The 20,312-nt window shown below is 72.6% G+C and carries 19 protein-coding genes; 7 read left to right on the top strand and 12 right to left on the bottom strand.

What is annotated here, in order from left to right; all coding sequences use genetic code 11:
- Positions 1–24 precede the first annotated feature (24 nt).
- The 5 genes from hprK to G5B56_RS13085 all read right to left on the bottom strand — a co-directional run bounded on the left by hprK (position 25) and on the right by G5B56_RS13085 (position 5,523).
- On the bottom strand, positions 25–978 hold the full coding sequence (hprK, locus tag G5B56_RS13105) for an HPr(Ser) kinase/phosphatase (RefSeq protein ID WP_009855793.1): 954 nt from the start codon (positions 976–978) through the stop codon (positions 25–27).
- A gap of 13 nt (positions 979–991) precedes the next feature.
- Positions 992–1,462, bottom strand: a complete 471-nt coding sequence (locus G5B56_RS13100) for a PTS sugar transporter subunit IIA (protein WP_009855792.1) — start codon at positions 1,460–1,462, stop codon at positions 992–994.
- A gap of 248 nt (positions 1,463–1,710) precedes the next feature.
- Positions 1,711–2,052 (bottom strand): ribosome hibernation-promoting factor, HPF/YfiA family, encoded by a 342-nt coding sequence (gene hpf / locus G5B56_RS13095; RefSeq protein ID WP_009855791.1) that lies wholly within the window; start codon positions 2,050–2,052, stop codon positions 1,711–1,713.
- 290 nt (positions 2,053–2,342) lie between these two features.
- Positions 2,343–4,778: an ATP-binding protein gene (locus G5B56_RS13090; protein WP_164963471.1), complete on the bottom strand. Its 2,436-nt coding sequence runs from the start codon at positions 4,776–4,778 to the stop codon at positions 2,343–2,345.
- A gap of 46 nt (positions 4,779–4,824) precedes the next feature.
- Positions 4,825–5,523, bottom strand: coding sequence for an HD-GYP domain-containing protein (locus tag G5B56_RS13085; RefSeq protein WP_230247307.1), 699 nt, complete (start codon positions 5,521–5,523; stop codon positions 4,825–4,827).
- 184 nt (positions 5,524–5,707) lie between these two features.
- Between G5B56_RS13085 and G5B56_RS13080 the strand changes: the two genes are divergently transcribed.
- Together G5B56_RS13080 and G5B56_RS13075 are read left to right on the top strand one after the other, a co-directional pair.
- Positions 5,708–6,331 carry a response regulator gene (locus tag G5B56_RS13080; RefSeq protein ID WP_009855788.1) on the top strand — a complete coding sequence of 208 codons (624 nt, stop codon included), beginning with the start codon at positions 5,708–5,710 and terminating at the stop codon, positions 6,329–6,331.
- Complete coding sequence (locus tag G5B56_RS13075) at positions 6,328–7,056, top strand: response regulator (protein ID WP_164963469.1); 729 nt, start codon at positions 6,328–6,330, stop codon at positions 7,054–7,056. Before G5B56_RS13080 ends, G5B56_RS13075 begins: the two co-directional genes overlap by 4 nt.
- A gap of 48 nt (positions 7,057–7,104) precedes the next feature.
- Here G5B56_RS13075 and G5B56_RS13070 read toward each other — a convergent pair whose 3' ends face one another.
- Positions 7,105–9,273: a prolyl oligopeptidase family serine peptidase gene (locus tag G5B56_RS13070; protein ID WP_164963468.1), complete on the bottom strand. Its 2,169-nt coding sequence runs from the start codon at positions 9,271–9,273 to the stop codon at positions 7,105–7,107.
- Between the two features lie 163 nt (positions 9,274–9,436).
- On the opposite strand from G5B56_RS13070, the gene G5B56_RS13065 reads away from it, so the two are divergent.
- The 5 genes from G5B56_RS13065 to G5B56_RS13045 all read left to right on the top strand — a co-directional run bounded on the left by G5B56_RS13065 (position 9,437) and on the right by G5B56_RS13045 (position 15,318).
- Positions 9,437–10,540, top strand: coding sequence for a sensor histidine kinase KdpD (locus G5B56_RS13065; protein WP_009855785.1), 1,104 nt, complete (start codon positions 9,437–9,439; stop codon positions 10,538–10,540).
- 32 nt (positions 10,541–10,572) lie between these two features.
- On the top strand, positions 10,573–10,944 hold the full coding sequence (locus G5B56_RS13060; RefSeq protein WP_009855784.1) for a response regulator transcription factor: 372 nt from the start codon (positions 10,573–10,575) through the stop codon (positions 10,942–10,944).
- Complete coding sequence (locus G5B56_RS13055) at positions 10,944–13,568, top strand: PAS domain S-box protein (protein ID WP_164963467.1); 2,625 nt, start codon at positions 10,944–10,946, stop codon at positions 13,566–13,568. The genes G5B56_RS13060 and G5B56_RS13055 overlap by 1 nt, the downstream gene beginning before the upstream one ends.
- Before the next feature lie 165 nt (positions 13,569–13,733).
- On the top strand, positions 13,734–14,711 hold the full coding sequence (corA, locus tag G5B56_RS13050; RefSeq protein ID WP_009855782.1) for a magnesium/cobalt transporter CorA: 978 nt from the start codon (positions 13,734–13,736) through the stop codon (positions 14,709–14,711).
- 124 nt (positions 14,712–14,835) lie between these two features.
- Positions 14,836–15,318, top strand: a complete 483-nt coding sequence (locus G5B56_RS13045) for a hypothetical protein (RefSeq protein WP_029718848.1) — start codon at positions 14,836–14,838, stop codon at positions 15,316–15,318.
- A 176-nt stretch (positions 15,319–15,494) separates the two neighbouring features.
- On the opposite strand, the gene G5B56_RS13040 is transcribed toward G5B56_RS13045, so the two are convergent.
- The 6 genes from G5B56_RS13040 to G5B56_RS13015 are packed head-to-tail and all read right to left on the bottom strand — an operon-like array spanning position 15,495 to position 20,311.
- On the bottom strand, positions 15,495–15,941 hold the full coding sequence (locus G5B56_RS13040; protein WP_009855780.1) for a nuclear transport factor 2 family protein: 447 nt from the start codon (positions 15,939–15,941) through the stop codon (positions 15,495–15,497).
- Complete coding sequence (locus G5B56_RS13035) at positions 15,938–16,723, bottom strand: SDR family oxidoreductase (RefSeq protein WP_164963466.1); 786 nt, start codon at positions 16,721–16,723, stop codon at positions 15,938–15,940. Before G5B56_RS13035 ends, G5B56_RS13040 begins: the two co-directional genes overlap by 4 nt.
- 5 nt (positions 16,724–16,728) lie before the next feature.
- On the bottom strand, positions 16,729–17,256 hold the full coding sequence (locus G5B56_RS13030; RefSeq protein ID WP_164963465.1) for a DUF3833 domain-containing protein: 528 nt from the start codon (positions 17,254–17,256) through the stop codon (positions 16,729–16,731).
- Positions 17,253–18,551, bottom strand: coding sequence for an MFS transporter (locus G5B56_RS13025; protein ID WP_230247054.1), 1,299 nt, complete (start codon positions 18,549–18,551; stop codon positions 17,253–17,255). The genes G5B56_RS13030 and G5B56_RS13025 overlap by 4 nt, the downstream gene beginning before the upstream one ends.
- On the bottom strand, positions 18,548–19,087 hold the full coding sequence (locus G5B56_RS13020; RefSeq protein WP_009855776.1) for a chalcone isomerase family protein: 540 nt from the start codon (positions 19,085–19,087) through the stop codon (positions 18,548–18,550). The genes G5B56_RS13025 and G5B56_RS13020 overlap by 4 nt, the downstream gene beginning before the upstream one ends.
- Positions 19,088–20,311, bottom strand: a complete 1,224-nt coding sequence (locus G5B56_RS13015; RefSeq protein WP_009855775.1) for a cyclopropane-fatty-acyl-phospholipid synthase family protein — start codon at positions 20,309–20,311, stop codon at positions 19,088–19,090.
- Position 20,312 lies beyond the last annotated feature (1 nt).

Below are 20,312 nucleotides of genomic sequence, written 5' to 3'. Positions count from 1 at the left end.
GCGCGGCCGGCGCGCGTTACGTCGTCAGCCCTGGCCGCGTTCCATCGCGCGCTGGTGGCGCTCGATGAATTCCTGGTAGGTGTCGATGCCGCGCAGCTGCAGCACCGTGTTGCGCACCGCGGCCTCGACGAGCACCGCGAGGTTGCGCCCGGCGTCGACCGCGATCACCACCTTGCGCACCGGCAGGCCGAGGATCTCCTCGTACAGCGGCTCGTAGGGCAGGCGCTCGAACTCGCGCTCCATCGTCTCCTTGCGCACCAGGTGCACGATGAGGCGCAGGCGCATCTTCCGCCGCACCGCGGTCTCGCCGAAGATCGCCTTGATGTCCAGCAGGCCGATGCCGCGCACCTCGAGCAGGTTCATCAGCAGCTCGGGGCAGCGGCCCTCGAGCGCGGTCTGCGAGGTGCGGTACAGGTCGACGGCGTCGTCGGCGACGAGCCCGTGGCCGCGCGAGATCAGCTCCAGCCCGAGTTCGCTCTTGCCCAGGCCCGATTCGCCGGTGAGCAGCACGCCCAGGCCGAGGATGTCCATGAACACGCCGTGGCGCGTCGTGCGTTCGGCGAACAGGTGCGCGAGGTAGGCGCGCACGACGTCGATGACGTGGCCGGCCGATTCGCGCGTGATGAACAGCGGGATCTCGGCGCGGTCGCACATCGCCACCAGCCGGTCCGGCGGCACCTGCTCGTCGGCGACGATCAGCACCGGCGGCTCCAGCGTGACGATGCGCGCGATGCGCCGTTCCTGGTCTTCCGGCGCGCTGGCGACGAGATAGGCGATCTCGCGCCGGCCGACGATCTGCACCCGGTACGGGTGGATGTAGTTCAGGTAGCCGACGAGGTCGGCCGCGGAGCGTGCGTCGCGCACCGCGCTGTCGTCGAAGCGGCGCTCGGGGTGCGCGTGGCCGGCGATCCACTCCCAGCGCAGCGCGGTGCGATGCGCCTCGAACAGTGCCTCGGCGCTGATCGATGTCGGCTTCATCGCGCGTGCGCCGTCATGCGACGGACTTCAGCGGTTCCCAGTCGTGGATCAGCTTGTGCACCGCGGCCGCGTCGGCCTCGGTCTTGAGCTTCTCGCGCAGTTCGCGGTCGGACAGCATCTCGGCGATCTCGGAGAGGATCTCCAGATGCCGCTGCGTCGCCGCCTCGGGCACGAGCAGGAAGATCAGCAGCGACACCGGCTCGTCGTCCGGGGCGTCGAACGGGATCGGCTGCTGCACCCGCAGCACGGCGGCGAGCGGATTCTTCAGGCCCTTGATGCGGCCGTGCGGGATCGCGACGGCGTGGCCCAGACCGGTGGAGCCCAGGCGTTCGCGAGCGAACAGGTTGTCGGTGACGAGGCCGCGTGCGATCGAATGCTGGTTCTCGAACAGCAGCCCCGCCTGTTCGAAGACACGCTTCTTGCTCGTCGCTTCGACGTTCACCAGCACGTTGCTGGCAGGCAGGATGGCGGCGAGTCGGTTCATGGGGACTTCCCCTCGCGGGCCGCGTTTCTGCTGCGCTGCTGCCGCGTCGTGTTGCTAGACGATGGATGATAGCAATCGGGGTTCCGACCGGCTCGCGAGCGGGCCACCCGATGCAGGGGAACCGAGAATTCTTGCGGCTGCATCACAACAAGTGTTTGCGGCAGATGAAAAACCCTGTGCCCGCGCGCCGCGGCGGTCCATGAAAAACGGCCCCCTCGGGGCCGTCGCAGAGGCCGGGCGCGGCGGCGTCAGCCGGCGTTGGCCTCCAGGCGCTTGGCCGTGGCGTGGTGGTGATCCTGGACCTTGTCCTTGTGGCGCACGACCTGGCGGTCGAGCTTGTCCATCAGCTGGTCGATCGCCGCGTACAGATCCTCGTGGGCCTGCTCGACGAAGATGTCGCGGCCCTTCACGCGCAGCGTCACCTCGGCCTTCTGGCGGCGTTCCTTTTCCTTGAGCTTCTCGACGGTGAGCAGCACCGTGACGTCCACGACCTGGTCGAAGTGGCGCGTGACGCGATCCAGCTTGGTGAGCACGTACTCACGAAGGGCCGGCGTGACTTCGAGGTGGTGGCCGCTGATCGTCAGGTTCATCTAGACCTCCTTTGAGAGGGGTGGGAACGCGCCGTGCCCTGGTGGTGCGAGCGGGCCCGGCTGGGTGAAAAGGCGGGAGTTCGGTAGCGGTGCTGGGAGGGGGGCGGAAGGGGCTTTTCGAGGGCCGTCCGGGCCAGTGTGCACCCGTTGCAGAACGATGACAAGCGGGCTCCGGAGCGGTCGTGAGGGCGTTCCGAACGGCGGTTTCAAAGCCCTTGACGGCGCGCAGAAACACACGATCCACAACCCCCGCCGGCCGCTGCCGCGCGGCATGATGGGCAGTTGTCCGGTCAGACGACGGTATCCGCGAAGCCGCGCGCCGGCACCGCGATCGTGAAGCGGCTGCCGCCGCCGTCGGCGTTTTCGGCCTGGATGCTGCCGCCGTGCGCCTCGACGATCTTGCGGCAGATCGCCAGGCCCAGCCCGGTGCCGCCCGAGCCGTCCTTCGTCTTGCTCGACTGCACGAAGGCCTCGAAGATCTTCTCCAGTTCGCCCGGCGGGATGCCCGGGCCGTGGTCGCGCACCGCGACGACGATCTGGTTGCGGGCGTCGACGTCGCCGCGCACCGTGATCGTCTCGCCGTCGGGCGAAAAGCGCACCGCGTTGGCGAGCACGTTGCGCACCACCTGCTGGAAGCGCATCGGGTCGACCTTGGCGACCAGCGGGCCTTCGCTGAGCGCCAGGTCCAGGTGCAGGCGTCGCCGCGCCAGCAGCGGGTCGATCTCGCGCGCGACCTCGCGCACCAGCGGCCGCAGGTCGGTGCGCTCGAGGTGGAAGGTGCCCACCGTGCTCTCGATCTTGGAGACGTCGAGCAGGTCGTTGACCAGCGCCAGCATGCGCTGCCCGGCGGCGTGGATGTCGCCGAACATCGACGCCAGGCGCTCGTGCGCGCGGCCGCGCACCATGCCCAGCTCGGAGAAGCCGATGATCGCCTGCAGCGGCGTGCGCAGCTCGTGGCTGATGTTGGCGATGAACTCGGACTTCGCGCGCGAGGCCTCCTCGGCGATGTCGCGCGCCTCGCGCATCGTGCGGTCGGCCTCGCGGAACTCGGTGATGTCGGTCAGCGCCGCGATCAGCCCGCGCGGGCGGCCGTCGGCGTCGGTCACGGCGGCCTTGGTCACGGCCATCGTGCGCCGCGTGCCGTCGGCCTGCGAGACCTCGGACTCGTAGCTCAGCGAGCCGCCACGCTCCAGCACCTCGCGGTTGTGGCGTTCGTGCACCTCGGCCTCGGCCGGCAGCAGGTAGTCGCTCGCCCGCTTGCCGACCAGGTCCTCGCGCGGCATGCCCGACTGCTGCTCCCAGGCCCGGTTGACCGTCACGTAGGCGGCCTCGCGGTCCATCAGCGCCACCGGCAGCGGCATCGTGTCGAGCATCAGCGCCGACAGCGCGAGCTGCTCTTGCAGCTCGCGTTGCGCCGCGCAGCGCTCGGTGACGTCGACCGCGCTGCCGGCGTGGCCGACGACCCGGCCGCCCTCGATCAGCGGCGACACGGCGAGGTCGAACAGGCGCTGCTCGGTGCCGGCGAAACTCACCTGGGCGGCGCGCGAGCCGCTGGCCGACGGCGCCAGCAGCGCCGCGACCGCCTCGCGCGACGACGGCGCCATCAGGTCGACGAGGGCCTGGCCGATCAGCCGTTCGCCCGGCTGCCCGGTGGCGGCCAGCCAGCGCGCGTTGACGAAGGTGAGCCGGCCCTCGGCGTCGGTGCGGAAGATCAGCTCCTGCACGCTCTTGACGATGACGCTCAGCTCGCGTTCGCGCAGCGCCACCGCGAGCTGCGCGGCGTCGCGCTGGCGCCGGGCGGCCTCGCGTGCGCGCACGCTGCGTTCGGCGACGAAGGTCATCGCCGCGATCAGGGCGGCGGCCGCGGCGGCCCCGGCGGCCAGCCACGCGACCATCCGCCGCCAGGTGGCCAGCGCGACGTCGAGGTCGCGCGTGACGAGCACCGTCAGCTCGGGCTGCGAGGCCAGCGTGCGCGCCGCGGTGACGTGCTGCGGCAGGTCGTCAACCGTGAAGCGGCCGTCTTCGCCGGCGGCGATGCGTTCGCCGGCGGCCCCGACGGCCGCGGGCGTCGCGCTCAGCACCAGCCCGTCGCGCCGCACCAGCATCGCGCTGGTGCCCGGGTCCTCGAGTGCGTGGCGCTGGAAGCGCGCCAGCTCGGCGGGGTCCAGCAGGCCCACCAGCGTCAGCGGCCGGCCGTCGGCGGCGAGCACGCCGCGCAGCACCGGCACCGCCGCCCGAGCCGGCAGCACCGGCGACGCGTCGGCGAGGTAGCCGCCATAGGCCAGCTGCCCGGGCGCCGGCAGCCGGGAGATCCGCGCCAGCTCGATCGTGCGTCCGCGTGCGCCCGGCACGCTGGACGCGAGGACGAGGCCGCGGCTGTCCACCAGGACGGTGGCGGCGACCAGCGGCTGGCCGGCGGCGGTCTGCGCGAACGCGGTGCCCAGTTCGGCATGGCGCTCCACCGGCACGCGGCTCGCCACGTCTGCGGCGGCGGCCAGCACCCGGCCGGCGTCTTCGAACTCGTGCGTCGCGTGCTCTTCGACCATGCGGGCCAGCAGTTCGGCCCGGTCCAGCTGAACGTCCCGCGCTTCGCCGTACTCGTAGGCGGCGATGGCGCCCGTGACGGCCAGCAGCAGCGCGACCAGCGCCGCGCCGCCGCCGATGACGAGGCGTGCGGTCAGCGGCCGCGGGCGTCGGCGGCGAGGGTTGGCCGCCTGCGTGTTCACGGCGACAACCCGCGGCCGGTTCCGCCAGGCAGCGACGAGCCCCGGCTCATGGCGCGAGGGCTTCGGCCGGGGTCGGGCCGTCGACGAGTTCGCCGAAGCTGGGCTTGCGGCGGTTGATCGTGTCGCGCAGCCGGATCAGCTGCGGCGCATGGTCCAGGAATGCCGCGGCGATGCGCGGGTCGAAGGCGCGTCCGGCCTGCTCCCGAAGCATCTGCAGGGCCTGGGCGTCGGAGAAGGCCTTGCGGTAGCAGCGGTCCATCGTCAGCGCGTCGAAGAAGTCGACGACGGCGACGATACGCCCCGACAGCGGAATCGTGTCGCCTTTCAGCCCCGATGGATAACCCGTGCCGTCCCAGCGCTCGTGGTGCGACAGCGCGACCTCGGCCGCCAGCCGGAACAGCGGAATGCGCGACTGGCCGAGGATCTCCGCGCCGATGCGCGCGTGCTCGTTCATCGTCGCGCGCTCCTGCTCGTCGAGCACGCCGGGCTTCTGCAGCACCTTGTCCGGGATGCCGATCTTGCCGACGTCGTGCATCGGGGCGGCCTTGCGCAGCATCGCGGCCCAGCGGTCGCTGCGCCCGACGGCCAGCGCCAGCGCCTCGCACAGGAAACCCATGCGGATGATGTGCTCGCCGGTGTCGCTGTCGCGGTACTCGGCCGCCAGCGCGAGGCGAAACAGCGTCTCGTGGTGGGCGCGCGTGACCTCCTGGTACATCTCGCCGAAGTCACGCAGGAAACACTCCATCTGTGCATGCGCGGCCTCGTCGAAGCGGTTTGCTGACGCGCTCGAGTCCGGGGGGCTGGGGTGGCCTGTCGCGGCGGCCATGGGCGAAGAATCGTTCATCGGTCGTGATGGATTATCAGCAATGATGTTTTTATCACTTGCTCCCAGGCGTTCCGCGAGCCCGGAAATTCGGCAGAATTACTCGATGGCCGAGACCCCGATGCCCGACGACGTACGAGACACCTTCAGCACGCTGGAAGTCGCGCGCCTGCTCGGAATGGCCGTGCGTTCGGTCCAGATGATGGTCGACCGCGGCGAGCTCGAGGCCTGGAAGACACCCGGCGGACACCGCCGCATCTCGCGCGAATCGGTCGAACGCTGGCGCGAGGGTCGGCGCTCCGGTCCGGCGCGCCCGGCGCCCGTGGCGCGAGCCGTCCCGGCGGCGCGGCGCGTGCTGCTGATCGAAGACTCCGCGCATTACCAGAACCTGGTGTCGCTGCTCGTGCGGCAGCACCTGCCCGGCGTCGAGCTGCACGTCGCCGACGACGGCATCGCCGGCCTGGCGCTGGCCGGCCAGTTGCAGCCCGACGTGCTGATCGTCGACATCCTGCTGCCGGGCATCGACGGCGCGACGCTGATCACCAGCCTGCGTTCGCACTCGCAGTTCAGCCGCAGCCGGCTGGTCGTGGTGACCTCGCTGGACGAGGCCGGCCGCGCGCCCTATGCCTTCGCGCTGGAGGGCGTGCCCGTCGTGCACAAGCCGCAGCTCGTCGCGCAACTGCCCGGCCTGCTGAAGGCGGCACTCGAAGCCACCACGGCGGCCGCATGACGGTGGCGCCCGCCGACGACGTCACGGCGTCGTTGCCGCGGGTGCTGCTCGTCGAGGACGATCCTTCCATCCGCCGTTTCGTCCAGATCGCGCTGGAGGAACTGCCGCTGCATCTGGTCGAGGCGGCGACGCTGGCCGAAGCGCGCGCCGCGCTGTCCCGGGAGCCGGTCAGGCTGGTGATCTGCGACCTGATGCTGCCCGACGGCAACGGCGTGGACCTGCTGCACGAGCTGGCCGCCACCGGCCCCGCGCGGCCGCGGCTCGTCGCCTTCAGCGCCGGCATCTCGGCCGAGCGCCGCCACGAACTCGAGGCCCTGGGTGTCGACGAGGTCCTGTCCAAGCCGGTGCCGCTGGACGAGCTGGAATCCTGCGCCCGCCGGGCGCTGCACGATCCGGCCGCCCCGCCACCGGTGCCCGCCCCGGGCGCCGTGGCGCAGTTCTTCGCCGGCGACGCCGTGCTGTACGAGGCTTATCGCGCCAGCTGCCTGCCGCAGTTCCTGCGCGACGTGCGCCAGGGTGACGCAGCACTGGACGCCGGCGACCTGGCGGCGCTGCGCCGCCTGGCGCACAGCCTGAAGTCGGTGCTGCTGACGCTGGGTTACGCCGCCGACGCCGAACGCGCCGCGGCGCTCGACCGCGCGTCGGCTGCCGGCGACGCGGCGGCCGCGCGCGACGGCTGGGCCCTGCTGCGCGGCGCGTTGCTGGCGATCGTCGAAGCCGGCTGAGACGGCACGGCCGCCGCGCCGGCCGGTCCGGCCCGCCCTCGCCGCGTGTCAGCGTGCGCTGCCCGTCGCCTGCCAGCGCAGGAAGGCGTAGATGTCGGCCGTCTCGGCGGCCTGCTGGGCGCGGGTCGCGCCACCGCCGTGGCCGCCGGCGTAGTCCAGCCGGAGCAGCACCGGCTTGCCGCTGGCCGTGGCCTGCCGCAGCCGGGCGGCCATCTTCAGGCTCTGCCAGACCTCGACGCGGGCATCGTTGACGCCGTGCGTCAGCAGCACCGCCGGATAGCGCACGCCGTCGCGCACCTGGTGGTAGCTGCTCATCGCCAGCAGCGCACGCAGTCCGTCCGCGGTGGCGACGCTGCCGAACTCGGGGATGTTGGGCGGGCCGTTGGGCTCGAGCTCGGCACGCACCATGTCGAGCGCGCCGACCGACAGCACCGCGGCCCCGAACAGGTCGGGCCGCTCGGTGATCGCGCGGCCGACGAGCACGCCGCCGGCGCTGGCGCCCCAGGCCCCCAGCCGCGCCGGCGTCGTGTAGCCCTCGGCGACGAGGTACTCGGCGGTGGCGATGAAGTCCTTCCAGCTGTTGGGTTTGGTCTCGCGCAGGCCGCCGCGGTACCAGTCCTGGCCGAAGGCGCCCGAGCCGCGCGGGTTGGCGACGGCAAAGACGCCGCCGCGGTCCAGCCAGGCCAGCCGGGTGGCCGAGAACCAGGGTTCGTCGGTCATGCCGTAGCTGGCGTAGCCCCAGAGCAGTGCCGGCGCGCGGCCGTCGAGCTTCAGCCCGGCGCGGTGCACGATGGCCAGCGGCACGCGCACGCCGTCGTGGCCGGGCACCAGCACCTCGCGCACGACGTAGCGCCCGGCCGCGGGCGTGCGTCCCGGGCGCAGCAGCCGGGTGTCGGTCACCGTCACCGCGCCGTCGGCGCCGGGGGCCACCGACCACAGGCGCTCGGGCTCGGTCCAGCCTTGCAGCGCGAGCATCACGCCGGGCAGGCCCGGGTCCGCGCCGGCGAACTCGAAGGCGCCGCGCAGCGGCAGCGCGACTTCCGTGGGTGCGGCGCCGCCGTCCAGCGGCAGGCGCAGCAGCGACGAGGCGCTGCCGTCGCGGCGGCGCAGGTACAGCGCGTCGGCGCCGCGCGCCAGCCCCGTCAGCACGCCTTCGCCCTCGGGCACGAGGACACGCGCGCCGGCCGGGTCCGGCGCCGCGACCGAGGTTTCCAGCAAGCGTGAGCGTGGCGCGCCGAGGTGGCTCAGCAGGAACAGCCGCTCGCCGGCGGTCTCCAGCGCCGTGACCCCGGCCTCGCGCCCGAACGCCGGGCGCCAGCGTGCGGTGCCGGCGACGGCGTCGGCCAGCGGCGCCACCCAGACCGCGAGCTCGCGGTCGGTGCCGTGGCTGACCAGCCCCAGCGCCCAGCGCGTTCCGGGCACCGGCAGCACCGACGGCGAGTCCTGGGCCTCGTCGATCGCCACGCCGGGCGACTCGAAGGACAAGGCCACCGGGGCGTGTTCGGGGTCGGCGCCCAGGCGCACGAAGACGGCGCGCGAACCGGCGTACTTGTCGGCCGGCGCGGCGTCGGCGGCCGGGGCGCGCAGCCGGGTGAAGAAGAAGCCGCTCTCGTCGTCGAGCCAGGCGACGTTGCCGTACTGGGCGCGCTCGACCGGGCCGAGCACGCGCCGGCCGCTGCGTGTGTCGACGACGTGCAGCCGGGCGTTCTCGGAGCCGCCTGCGGACAGGCCGAAGGCGACGTAGCGCCCCTGCGGCGAGGCCACGAAGTAGTCGATCGCATGCGGCGTGCCGCGCGGGCGGCCCAGCGCCTGCGGGTCCACCAGCAGGCGCTCGCGCCCGCCCTGGCGCAGGTAGAGGCGGAACTGGTCGTCGCGTGCGCCGCGCTTCTCGTAGAACAGCCGCCCGCCGGGGCGGCGCTGGACCTCGCCGAGCCGCGTGCCGGCGTCGGCCATCAGGCGCGCGACGTCGCTGGCCATCGCGGCGCGGCCGGGGATCTTGTCGAGCGTGCGCCGGGCCTCGCGCGAACGCGCCCGCATCCAGGCCGCGACCGCCGGGTCGCGCACGTTCTCGAGGTGGCGGAACGGGTCGGCCACCTCGATGCCGTGCAACGCCTCGACGACCGGGCGCGGGCTGCCGGCGTCGGGGGCCTTTGCGGGCGAGGCGGGCGCCGCGACGGCGACGAGCAGCGAGGCGGCGGACAGGAGCAGGCGGATCACGGCGCGGCCTTCCAGCGATGCGGGGCGCCCAGGATAACGAGCGGGCCGCGGCACGGCCTGCGGCGGGCCGCGGCGGCCGGCCCCCGGCTTGAAAGCGTGACCGATTACCGCGTGCAAAAGTGATAAAGATGCAAAATGCGATCCCAAGGGACGAACGCTGATCATGCATTCCACGCTGACCGAACTGCTTGAGAACATGAAGTCGGGGCTGCTGTGGGTTCACCGCGACGCCACGGTGCGTTATGCCAACAGTGATGCCGGCCTGCGCACCGGGCTGGCGCCGGGGCACCGGCTCTTCGACCCCGACCTCGCCGCCGCGGTGGCCGCCGCGGTGACGCAGCAGACCGCGCGCAAGCTGGTCTCGGTCGGTGTGGCGCCCGCGCCCGGGCTGCCGCCGCCGGACCTGCAGTGCCGCGTGATCCCGGGGCTGTCGCGCGAGGACGCCTTCGTGCTGATCGCGCCGGAGGCCGCCGACGACGCCGGCTCGGCCTTCGACAACCTGATGCAGGTGATCCGCGCCGACCTGCGCGACCCGCTGGCCGAGACGCGCGGCGCGATGGCCCTCGCCCGCGAGCACGGCGGCGGCCCGGAGCTCGACGCGCTGGTCGACGGCGTGCAGGAGCTGGTGCGTGTGCTCGACAAGCTGGTCGACCTGGCGCAGCTGTGGGGCAGCGGCGCGCTGTTCGCCAACGACCGCATCGAGCTGTGGGCGCTGCTGCAGTCGGTCTGGGCCGAGGTCGAGCCGGTGGCGCTGGCGCGCCAGATCAAGGTGCGTTTTCGCGCCCAGTCCGACGCCGCCAGCCTGGCGACGCTGTACGGCAGCGAGCACTGGCTGCGCCGCGTCTTCCTCGAGTGCCTGGAGTCGGCGCTGCGCAGCTCGCCGTCCGGCGCGGTGCTGGACATCGAGCACCGCCAGATGGGGCCGCGTGCGGTGATCGTGTTCCGCGACTGCGGCATGTTCGCGCCGCGCGTGGCCGATGCCGTCGACCTGCCGCGCAATCCGCCGTCCGGCCGCCGCGCGCCGGCCAAACGCGACGCCCGCGACCAGATCGGCTTCAAGCTCTGCCAGCACATCGTCTCGCTGCACGGCGGCCAGCTGCGCGAGGAGGACGACGACGGCATGCGCAACTTCGTCATCGACCTGCCCACCGGCGCGCCGCACCGCAGCGAGCAGCCGCAGCTGGACATCATGCAGGCCCAGCAGTACGCCCGCGACCTGGCCGAGCTGATGTCGCGTGCCCGCAAGCGCGACGCCGCCGCGCGCTGAGCAGCCTCCCACCCGTTTCACCAGGAGCCGCCATGAAGCGTGTTCTCATCGTCGAAGACCAGGCCGACATCCGCAAGCTGATCCGCATGACGCTGGAGTTCGAGGCCTACGAGATCCACGAGGCCGCCGACGGCGCCTACGGGCTGCGCCTGGCGCTGGCCGTCAAGCCCGACCTCGTGCTGCTCGACGTCATGATGCCCGGCGAGCTCGACGGCCTGCAGGTCTGCCAGCGGCTGAAGAACGACCCGTCGACGCGGGGCATGAAGATCGTGCTGCTGACCGCGCGTGGCCAGGCCCGCGACCGCGAGGCCGGCCAGGCCGCCGGCGCCGACGAGTACCTCGTCAAGCCGTTCAGCCCGCTGCAGCTGATCGACACCATCGAGCGCCTGCTGGAGACCGCCTGATGGCCCCGCGGCCATGGCCCCTGGCGGCCTGGCCGCGGCGGCTGCGGCACCAGTTGCTGGCGCTGCTGGTGCTCAGCACGGCGCTGGCGATGCTGCTGCTGCACCGCGTCTCGGCCTCGCGCCTGGACGAGGTGGCCACGCTGACCAGCCTGCGCTGGGCGGAGTCGATCGCCCAGGGCGTGTCGGCCGCGGCCACCGTGCCGCTGGAGGCCGGTGACGACGCCGAGCTCGAGAGCGTGCTGCGCAGCTTCGCCGGCATGCCGGGTGTCGAGCGGCTGGAGGTCGTCGACTCGCGCGGCGTGCAGCTGCTGTCGCTGCGCCAGTCGGCCGAAGGGCTGGTCGCGCGCGAGACGCCGAGCGCGGCGCCGGCACGCGGCGCGCCGGCCGTGGCCGGCCGTGCCGCGCGCGTCGGTGACGACGCGGTCCAGGTCTGGGCTCCGGTCGGCCCCGGCGGCCGCCTCGGCAGCTTCGGCGTGACCTACTCGCTGCAGGCCGAGCGCGAGCGCCTCGGCGCGCTGTCGTACGAGGCGGTGCTGGCGATCGCGCTGGTCAGCCTGCTGACCATCGTCGTCAGCTACGGCTTCATCCAGCGTGCGCTGGCGCCGCTGCAGCGGCTGGTGCGCTTCTCCACCGAGCTCGGCCGCAACGCCGGCGCCCGTCTCGAGATCGACGGCGGCAGCCGCGAGTTCCGCGAGCTGGCCGAGGCCTTGAACGACACCTCGTCGCGGCTGCGCGACCAGATGGCGGCGATCGGCCGCGCCGAGTCGCGCAACGAGGCCATCCTGCAGGCCGTGCCCGACGTCATCCTCGGCCTCGACGCCGGCGGCCGCGTGTGCGTCGTCAACCCTGGCGTGAGCAGCATCTTCGGCCTGCAGCCCGAGGAGGCGCTGGGCCGCCCGGTGTGCGACCTGCTGCCCGGGCTCGACTGCGACGAGGCCGAGCGGCGCACGCTGGCCGGCCTGTACATGCGCTCCAGCGGCACCTACGTCGCGCGCTTCGAGATCGAGGCGCTGCGCCGCGGCGGCACGCCGTTCCCGGCCGAGGTGTCGCTGTCGCGCACCGAGACCGCCGACGGCCTGCGTTATGCCGCCGTGGTGCGCGACATGACCGAGCAGCGCATGACCTTCTCGATGCTCAACCTGTACAGCCGGGCGCTGGAGTGCACGACCAACGGCGTCGTCATCTGCGACATGTCGCTGCCGGGCTATCCGGTCTTCTACGCCAACCCGGCGTTCGGCCGCATCACCGGCTACGCCGCCGACGAGACGACCGGCCGCAGCTGCGCCTTCCTGCAGGGCGACGACCGCGACCAGCCGCAGCTCGCCGAGCTGACGCGGGCCATCGGCCGCGGTGAGTCGACCCAGGTCGTGCTGCGCAACTACCGCAAGGACGGCACGCTGTTCTTCAACGAGCTGACGGTCTCGCCGGTGCCCAACGCCGAGGGCGCGCCGCAGCACTACGTCGGCGTGCTCAACGACGTCACCGAACGCGAGCGCGCGCGCATGGCGATCGCCGAGCGCAGCGAGCGGCTGAACGCGGTCTTCGACCTGTCGCCCGACGGTTTCGTCGTCTTCGACGGCGTCGACGGCGGCCGCCTCGTCTACGGCAACCCGGCCTTCTTCGCGATGACCGGCTGGGACTCCGGCGTGCTCGACGCCGGGCTCGGCGTCGACGACTTCGACCGCCGCTTCCTCAAGCAGTGCGACGCCTCGACGCCCTACTCCCCGGTGTCGCTGGCGCTGGCCGCCGGCGACCGTGCCGACGGCCCCGACCTGCTGCAGCTGGTGCGCCCCGAGCGGCGCGTGCTCGCGCGCATGGCCCGCCGCGCCGGTGCCGGCCACCACGAGACCATCCTGTTCTTCCGCGACATCACGCGCGAGACCGAGGTCGACCGCATGAAGAGCGAGTTCCTCAGCACCGCGGCGCACGAGCTGCGCACGCCGATGGTCAGCGTCTTCGGCTTCACCGAGCTGCTGCTGCGCCGTCCGGTCTCCGAGGAGCGCCGCCGCGACATGCTGCAGACCATCCACCGCCAGGCCTCGCTGCTGATCAACATGGTCAACGAGCTGCTGGACCTGGCGCGCATCGAGGCTCGCCAGGGCAAGGACCTGAAGCGCGAGCCCTGCCGGCTGGACAGTCTGGTGACGCAGGCCGTCGGGCCGATGCTGATCCAGGGTGGCGCGCACGAGCTGCAGATCGACGTCGCCCATCCCGACTGCGTGCTCGACGTCGACCCCGAGAAGACCAACCGCGCGCTGACCAACGTGCTGTCCAACGCCGTCAAGTACTCGCCCGACGGCGGCACGATCCTGGTGACGACGCAGTCCGGCGAGCTGCACGGCGAGCCGGCGGTCGGCGTGCGCGTGACCGACCACGGCATCGGCATGACGCCCGAGCAGCTGGCGCGCGTCTTCGAGCGCTTCTACCGCGCCGACCCCTCCGGCAACATTCCGGGCACCGGGCTGGGCATGAGCCTGGTCAAGGAGATCGTCGAGCTGCAGGGCGGTCGCGTCGACGTCGCCAGCACCCCCGGACGGGGCACGACGGTGACCTTGTGGCTGCCGCTGTCGCGTGCCGCCGCGGCCCTGCCGTGGAGCCCCGATACCGCGGGCGCGGTGCAATAATCTGTCCTTCCCCGTCCACCGGGACACCTCATGGAACAGCCACCTAGTCGCTGACCGTCGGCTCCGGCGTCGAACCTGGAGCGCGGCGGTCCGTCCAGCCCCTTCAGCCCATCGACCGGCCGCTGCGGACGCAGGTTCCGCCGTGGCACGACGCCGAGACTCGCGATGCTCAACGTCTTCACGCTGGCCAACGGCCGGCTGTTCCAGGAAGAGATCGACAACCCGCAGGCGCTGGCCGGCGTGCAGCCGGTCTGGGTCGATCTCGAAGCCCCCACCGCCGAGGAGAAGGGCTGGGTCCGCGCCCGCTTCGGCCTGGCCATCCCCGAGGACGTCGTCGACGAGGATCTCGAGGAGTCGGCCCGCTTCTACGAGGAAGACAACGGCGAGCTGCACATCCGCTCGGACTTCCTGATCGACGGCGACAACGGCCCCGACGGCCAGGGCTCGCGCAACGTGCGCGTGGCCTTCATCCTCTACGAGAAGGTGCTGTTCTCGGTGCACGCCGAGGACCTGCCGGTGTTCCGCCTGCTGCGCCTGCGTGCGCGCCGCATCCCGGCGCTGATCGAGGACGCCAAGGACGTGCTGCTCAAGCTCTACGACGCCGACGCCGAGTACTCGGCCGACGCGCTCGAGGGCGTCTACGACAACCTGGAGAAGGTCAGCGCGCGCGTGCTGCGCCAGGACGTCGACGACCGCAGCGCCGGCGAGGCGCTGGCCGCGATCGCGCGCGAGGAAGACCTGAACGGCCGCATCCGCCGCAACATGATGGACACGCGGCGCGCGCTCAGCTTCCTGATGCGCAGCCGCATGCTCAACGCCGAGCAGTTCGAGGAGGCGCGCCAGATCCTGCGCGACATCGACTCGCTGGACTCGCACACCGCGTTCCTGTTCGACAAGATCAACTTCCTGATGGACGCCACCGTCGGCTTCATCAACATCAACCAGAACAAGATCATCAAGATCTTCTCGGTGGCCTCGGTCGGGCTGCTGCCGCCGACGCTGATCGCGAGCATCTACGGCATGAACTTCCGCTTCATGCCCGAGCTCGAGTGGCAGTACGGCTATCCGTTCGCGATCGCGGTGATGGTGTCCTCGGTCGCCGCGCCGTTCCTGTACTTCCGCCGAAAAGGCTGGTTGCGTTAGTTCCTGCTCGCTCATTGCGGCGCCGGCGCATCCGCGTCAGCATGCGTGCGCCACCGACCATCGTGTAGTCTCCTGTCGCGGCCGCGCCCTGCGGCCGCGCCTCCACGATTCGGACGCAGGACCCATGAATCGACTCCCGCCCCTGACCGCGAGTGCCCGCCTGCGACATGCCGCCGCGGTGGCCGCGCTGGCGGCCCTGGCGTTCGCCGGCCCGGCCCGGGCCCAGTTCGCCACCGTGCCCGCGCCCGTGCTGGACCTGCCGCCGGCGGCCTCGTCCGCCGAGCACGAGAAGCAGTACCGCGTCGAGGCTGCGCGGCACGTCTACGCCGCCTATCCGGCACGCATCTACAAGGGCCGGCTGCCGCCGCTGCTGTACTCGGTGATGGTCGTCGAGACCGAGATCGACGCGACGGGCCAGGTCGCCGGCGTGCACGTCGTGCGCAAGCCCGCGGCCGACGAGGTCGCGCCCTGGGTCGTGGCAATGATCAAACGCGCCGCACCCTACCCGGCGCCGGCGCGCCTGGGCGGCGCACGCTTCACCGAGATCTGGCTCGTCGACAAGAGCGGGCGCTTCCAGGTCGACGCGCTGACCGAAGGGCAGCGCTAGACGCGGGCGGCGAAGCCGCCCGCGTCTAGCGCTGCGGTGACCGTTGAGCTCCCCCGAGCCCCCTCCGGGAGGGTGCTCCAGCTCGTTCGACGGCACCCTCCAGCCTCCCTCCGCGAGGGAGGCTCCAGACGGTTTGACGATGGGCGGCGTGCGTGCGCGCGAGGCACGCCCCGCGATCAGCTCGACGCGCGGCGCTTGAGCCAGCGCATCGCGGCACCGACGGCGGGCAGCTTTTCGTACAGTTCCTCGGCGGCGTCCCAGTAGTCGCGGTGCAGCACGACGCGGCCGTCGGCGGCAAAACGGACGTGGGTTGCGCCGCGGATCGTCTGCTCGCCTTGCACGAAGCGTTTCATGCGGTAGTGCATGTCCCAGGTCAGGAAGCACTGGTCGCCTGAAGCCACCGCCTCGTGCACGACGAAACGCGGCGCCTCCAGCGAGCGGAACATGTGCTCGAAGATCGCGGCGATCGCCGGCACGCCGCGCACCTCGTTGAACGGGTCCTTGAAGACGGCGTCGGGCGCGTAGACCTCGCCCAGCCGCGCCAGCGCGGCCGGCGACAGCGTCTCGAAGGCTTCCACCAGGCGCTGCACACGCGGGTCGGGATGCGGGCTCTTCATCGTCACAGGCCGGTGGAGCGCCGCACCGCGGCGAAATAGGGGCCGTAGCCGACGTGGCGCAGCGCCTTCAGCCACAGCGTGAAGCGGCGCGGGAAGTGGATCTCGAAGTCGCCGCGCGCCCAGCCGCGCAGGATGGCCTCGGCGGCTTCTTCGGGCGTCAGCAGGGCCGGCATGCGAAACCCGTTGTTCGCCGTCAGCGGCGTCTCGACGAAGCCCGGGTTGACGATGGACACGCCGACGCCGGCCGGGTGCAGGTCCAGGTACAGCGTCTCGGCGAGGTTGATCAGCGCCGCCTTCGTCGGCCCGTAGGCCAGCGACTGCGGCAGGCCGCGGTAGCCGGCGACGCTGCCGACCAGGCTCAGGTGCGCGCCCTGGCCGGCGGCGGCGCGCTCGCGCATCGCCGGCAGCAGCGCGTCCAGCCAGTGCAGCGCGCCGGCGTAGTTCACCTGGACGTGGCGCAGCGCGACGTCTAGGTCGAAGGCGGTGGCGCGCATCGGCGTGTAGGTGCCGGCGCAGTACAGGGCCAGGTCGGGGGTGCCCGAGCCGGCGATCACCTCCCGGGCCGCGGCCTGCACCGCGGCTCGGTCGGTCACGTCCAGTGGCAGCGCGACGCTGCCCGGATGCGCGGCGACGAAACGCGCCAGCGCGTCGGCGTCGCGCGCCGAGACGGTGACACGCGCACCCAGCGCGTGCAGCCGCGAGGCCGTCGCGCGGCCGATGCCGGTGGAGGCGCCGACCAGCCAGGCGCTGCGGCCCTGCCAGTCGCGCAGCGGTGGGTTCAGGGGCATGGTGTTCAGCGCTTGTGGAAGGCGAGCGTGACCTCGCCGAGGCGGACGCCGAACTTGCTCATCTCGGCCTTGTTCAGCATCACCTTGTCGTCCATCTGGAACATCCAGTCGTCGAACTGGACCTCGTAGACGCTGCCGTCGACCGGCAGCCGCAGCGTGTAGCGCCAGTTCAGCGCGTTGCCGGCGGCCGTGCCCTGGGCGACACCGACGACGTCGTCGGCGCGGCCTTCGTAGCGGCCGTTGCCCAGCGACTTCAGCTTCCAGACGCGGCGCTCGGTCTTGCCGTCGCTGTAGGTGAAGTGCTCGTCGAGCACGCCGTCGTCGCCGCTCCAGGTGCCGGTCATCTGCACCGTGAAGCGGCGCACGACCTTGCCCGAGCGGTCGCTGAAGATGCCGTGGGCCGTCATCTCGCCGTCGAAGAAGGTCTTCAGGTCGAGCTTCGGGGTCTCGGCGGCGTAGTCGGCCGGTGTCGGGCCGGCGCAGCCGGCCAGTACCGCGGCGGTGGCCAGGCCGAGCAGCAGGCGTCGCTTCATCGTGGGTTCTCCTCGTCGAGTCGGTGCCGCCAACGCCACAGCAGTGCGGCGGCGGCGGTCTTCAGCACACAGGGCAGCAGGCAGTAGGCGGCGGTGAGCGCCGCCAGCGCCTCGGGTTCGCGTGCGCCGGGCGCGTAGCCCAGCAGCCCGAGCAGCGGCAGCGCCAGCCCGGCGGCCAGCGCCAGGTTGAGCTTGGTGGCCAGGTTCCACCAGCCGAAGTACGCGCCTTCGCCGCCGCCGTGGCCGGCGCGGCGCACGATGCCGGCCAGCAGCGCGCCGGGCAGCGCCAGGTCGGCGCCGAGCGCGACGCCGCTGGCGACGCAGACCGCGACGAATCCGGCGGTGTCGCCCGGCCCCAGCGTCGCCGCCCAGACGAAGGCGGCTACGGCCAGCGCCATGCCGGCCAGCCAGGCGCCGGCCAGCCCGAGGCGCGCCACGAGCCGCACCCACAGCGGCATCGCCAGCGCGCCGGCGGCGAAGTAGGCGGCCAGGAACACCGGCTCCCAGGCCGGGGCCTGCAGCCGGTCGCGCACGAAGAACAGCACCAGCGTCGCCGGCACCGCGCTGGCGATGCCGTTGACGAGAAAGACGGCGAGCAGGCGGCGGAAGGCCGGCGTCGCCAGCGGCGCTCGCCAGTCGACCCGGGCCGCGGCCGGCGTCGCCTCGGCGCGCGGTGCGCCGGCCAGCAGCACGAGGCCGATCACCAGCGTGACGGCGAACACGGCGCTGGTCGCCGCCAGGCCGGCGGTCGACGGCAGCACGCTGGCCACCAGCACGCCGGCCAGCGCCAGGCCTTCGCGCCAGGACACGATGCGTGCGCGCACCGCGGCGTCGCCGCCCAGGCGCGCGCCCCAGGCCTGGTGCAGCACGGCGAGCAGGCTGTAGGCCAGGTAGGCGGCGACGAGCAGCGCCGCGCACCAAGCCAGCAGTGCCGTGCCGGCCGTCACCGGCGGGAAGAACAGGCCGTGGAAGGCCGCGGCCAGCAGCAGCGCCGCCGCCGCGGCGACGGCCAGCAGCCGAGCCGGCGAGCCGGTGAACAAACGGTCGACCAGGCGGCCGAGCGCCGGGTCGATGACGGCGTCGAGCAGCCGCACCGCCAGCAGCAGCGCGCCCAGCGTCGCCAGCGGCACGCCATATTCGGCGGCGTAGTGTGGCGGCAGCAGCACGTACAGCGGCAGCGCGACGAAGGCCAGCGGCAGCCCCAGCGCGCCGTAGCGCAGGCCGTCGGCCAAGCCGCCGCGCCAGCGGGCCGCCGGGGTTGCGGGCCCGCGTGCGTCCAGGCCCGCCGTGTTCATGCCGTCTGCCCGAACAGGCGCGCGCGCAGCGTCGGCTGCGAGGTCTGCGGCGCCAGCCAGATGCCGAAGAAGCGGCGGCCGAACTCGGTGTCGTCGACCTCGCCCAGGCGCCGGCCGTTGGCGTAGAAGCGTGTGCCGCCGTCGGCGCGGCGCACGCCGACCAGGCGGTCACCCGGCTTCACGTCGGGGAACAGTGCCGCCATCGTCTGGCGCCAGCGTTGCGCCTGTGCCTCGGGCAGTTCGCCCTGGCGACGCATTTCGTCCAGCGAGCGGGAGGCGATGTCCGCGCCGTCGAAGGCGCGGGTGTAGCGGATCTCCAGCGCCAGCGGCGCGTCGGCCCAGCGCTCGGGCGTGAAGCCCTCTCCGACCCACAGCCGGGCGTCGTAGACGGCGAAGCCCAGCACGCGCAGCCGGCCTTCGCCCTGCAGTGCCAGCGGCGCGTAGGCGGCGAGCTCGGGTGGCGGCGGCGTCCGGGCCGCGGCCGCGTACGCCGGGACCAGCGCGGCGGCGAGCAGGGCGCGGCGGGTGCGGTCCATTCAGGCACGGCGCAGCGTGAACTGCACGACGTTGGTGTTGCCGGTGGCGAAGGCCGCCTCGCAGTACGCGAGGTAGAACTCCCAGATGCGCACGAAACGCGTGTCGAAGCCCTGGGCGCGCACCGTGTTCTCGTTCGCGAGGAAGGCGACGCGCCAGCGGCGCAGCGTCTCGGCGTAGTCGGCACCGAAAGCCAGCTCGCCGACGACCTCCAGCCCGGCCTTGCGGGCTTCGGCGCGGAACGCCGACGCGCTGGGCAGCAGGCCGCCGGGGAAGACGTACTGCTGGATGAAGTCGGTCGATCGCACGTAGCGCGCGAACAGGTCGTCGCGGATCGTGATCGACTGGATGCAGGCGCGGCCGCCGGGCTTGAGCCGGTCGCGCACGGTGCGGAAGTAGCTGCCCCAGTACTCGCGGCCGACGGCCTCGAACATCTCGATCGAGACGACGGCGTCGAAGGGGCCGTCCTGGATGTCGCGGTAGTCCTGCAGCCGCAGGTCGGCCTGCGTGCCCAGGCCCAGGCGCGCCAGGCGTTCGCGGGCGTAGGCCAGCTGCTCGGTCGACAGCGTGACGCCGGTGACGCGGGCGCCGAACTCGTTGGTCGCCGCCTCGGCCACCGCGCCCCAGCCGCAGCCGATCTCGAGCACGCGGTCGCCGGCGCGCACGCCGCACTCGCGCAGCGCGCGCCGCACCTTGGCGCGCTGGGCCTCGGGCATCGGCTTGTCCGTGTCGCCGTCGAACCAGGCGCTGGAGTAGTTCATCGTCTCGTCGAGCCAGAGACGGTAGAACGGGTTGCCCAGGTCGTAGTGGGCGTGGATGTTCTTGCGGCTGCCGCGGCGCGAGTTGCGGTTCAGCAGGTGCTTGAAGCGGTGCAGCAGCGAACCCCACCAGCGGCCGTAGATCGCCTCCTCGACCGCATCGCGGTTGGCGATGAACAGCTGCAGCAGCGCGACCACGTCGGGCGAGGTCCACTGGCCGTCGATGTAGGCCTCGGCGAAGCCGATGTCGCCGCTCTTCAGCGTCGCCGAGCAGACGCCCCAGTCGATCATGCGCATCGACGCGCGGGGCTCGCCGTCGCGGCCGGTGCCGAAGTGGGCCAGGCTGCCGTCGGGCAGCTGCACGTCCAGCGTGCCGACGGCCAGCCGGCGCAGCAGGCGGAAGACGGTGCGTGCGGCCGCGGGGGCGGACTCGGGCAGGGCGAAGGCGTCGGCGGTCGTCGTCGTCATG

Origin of the sequence: Rubrivivax sp. JA1026 (assembly GCF_011065555.1) — a bacterium.
Taxonomy (GTDB): Bacteria; Pseudomonadota; Gammaproteobacteria; order Burkholderiales; family Burkholderiaceae_C; genus Rubrivivax; species Rubrivivax benzoatilyticus.
This window is presented reverse-complemented; position numbering and strand designations above follow the sequence as displayed.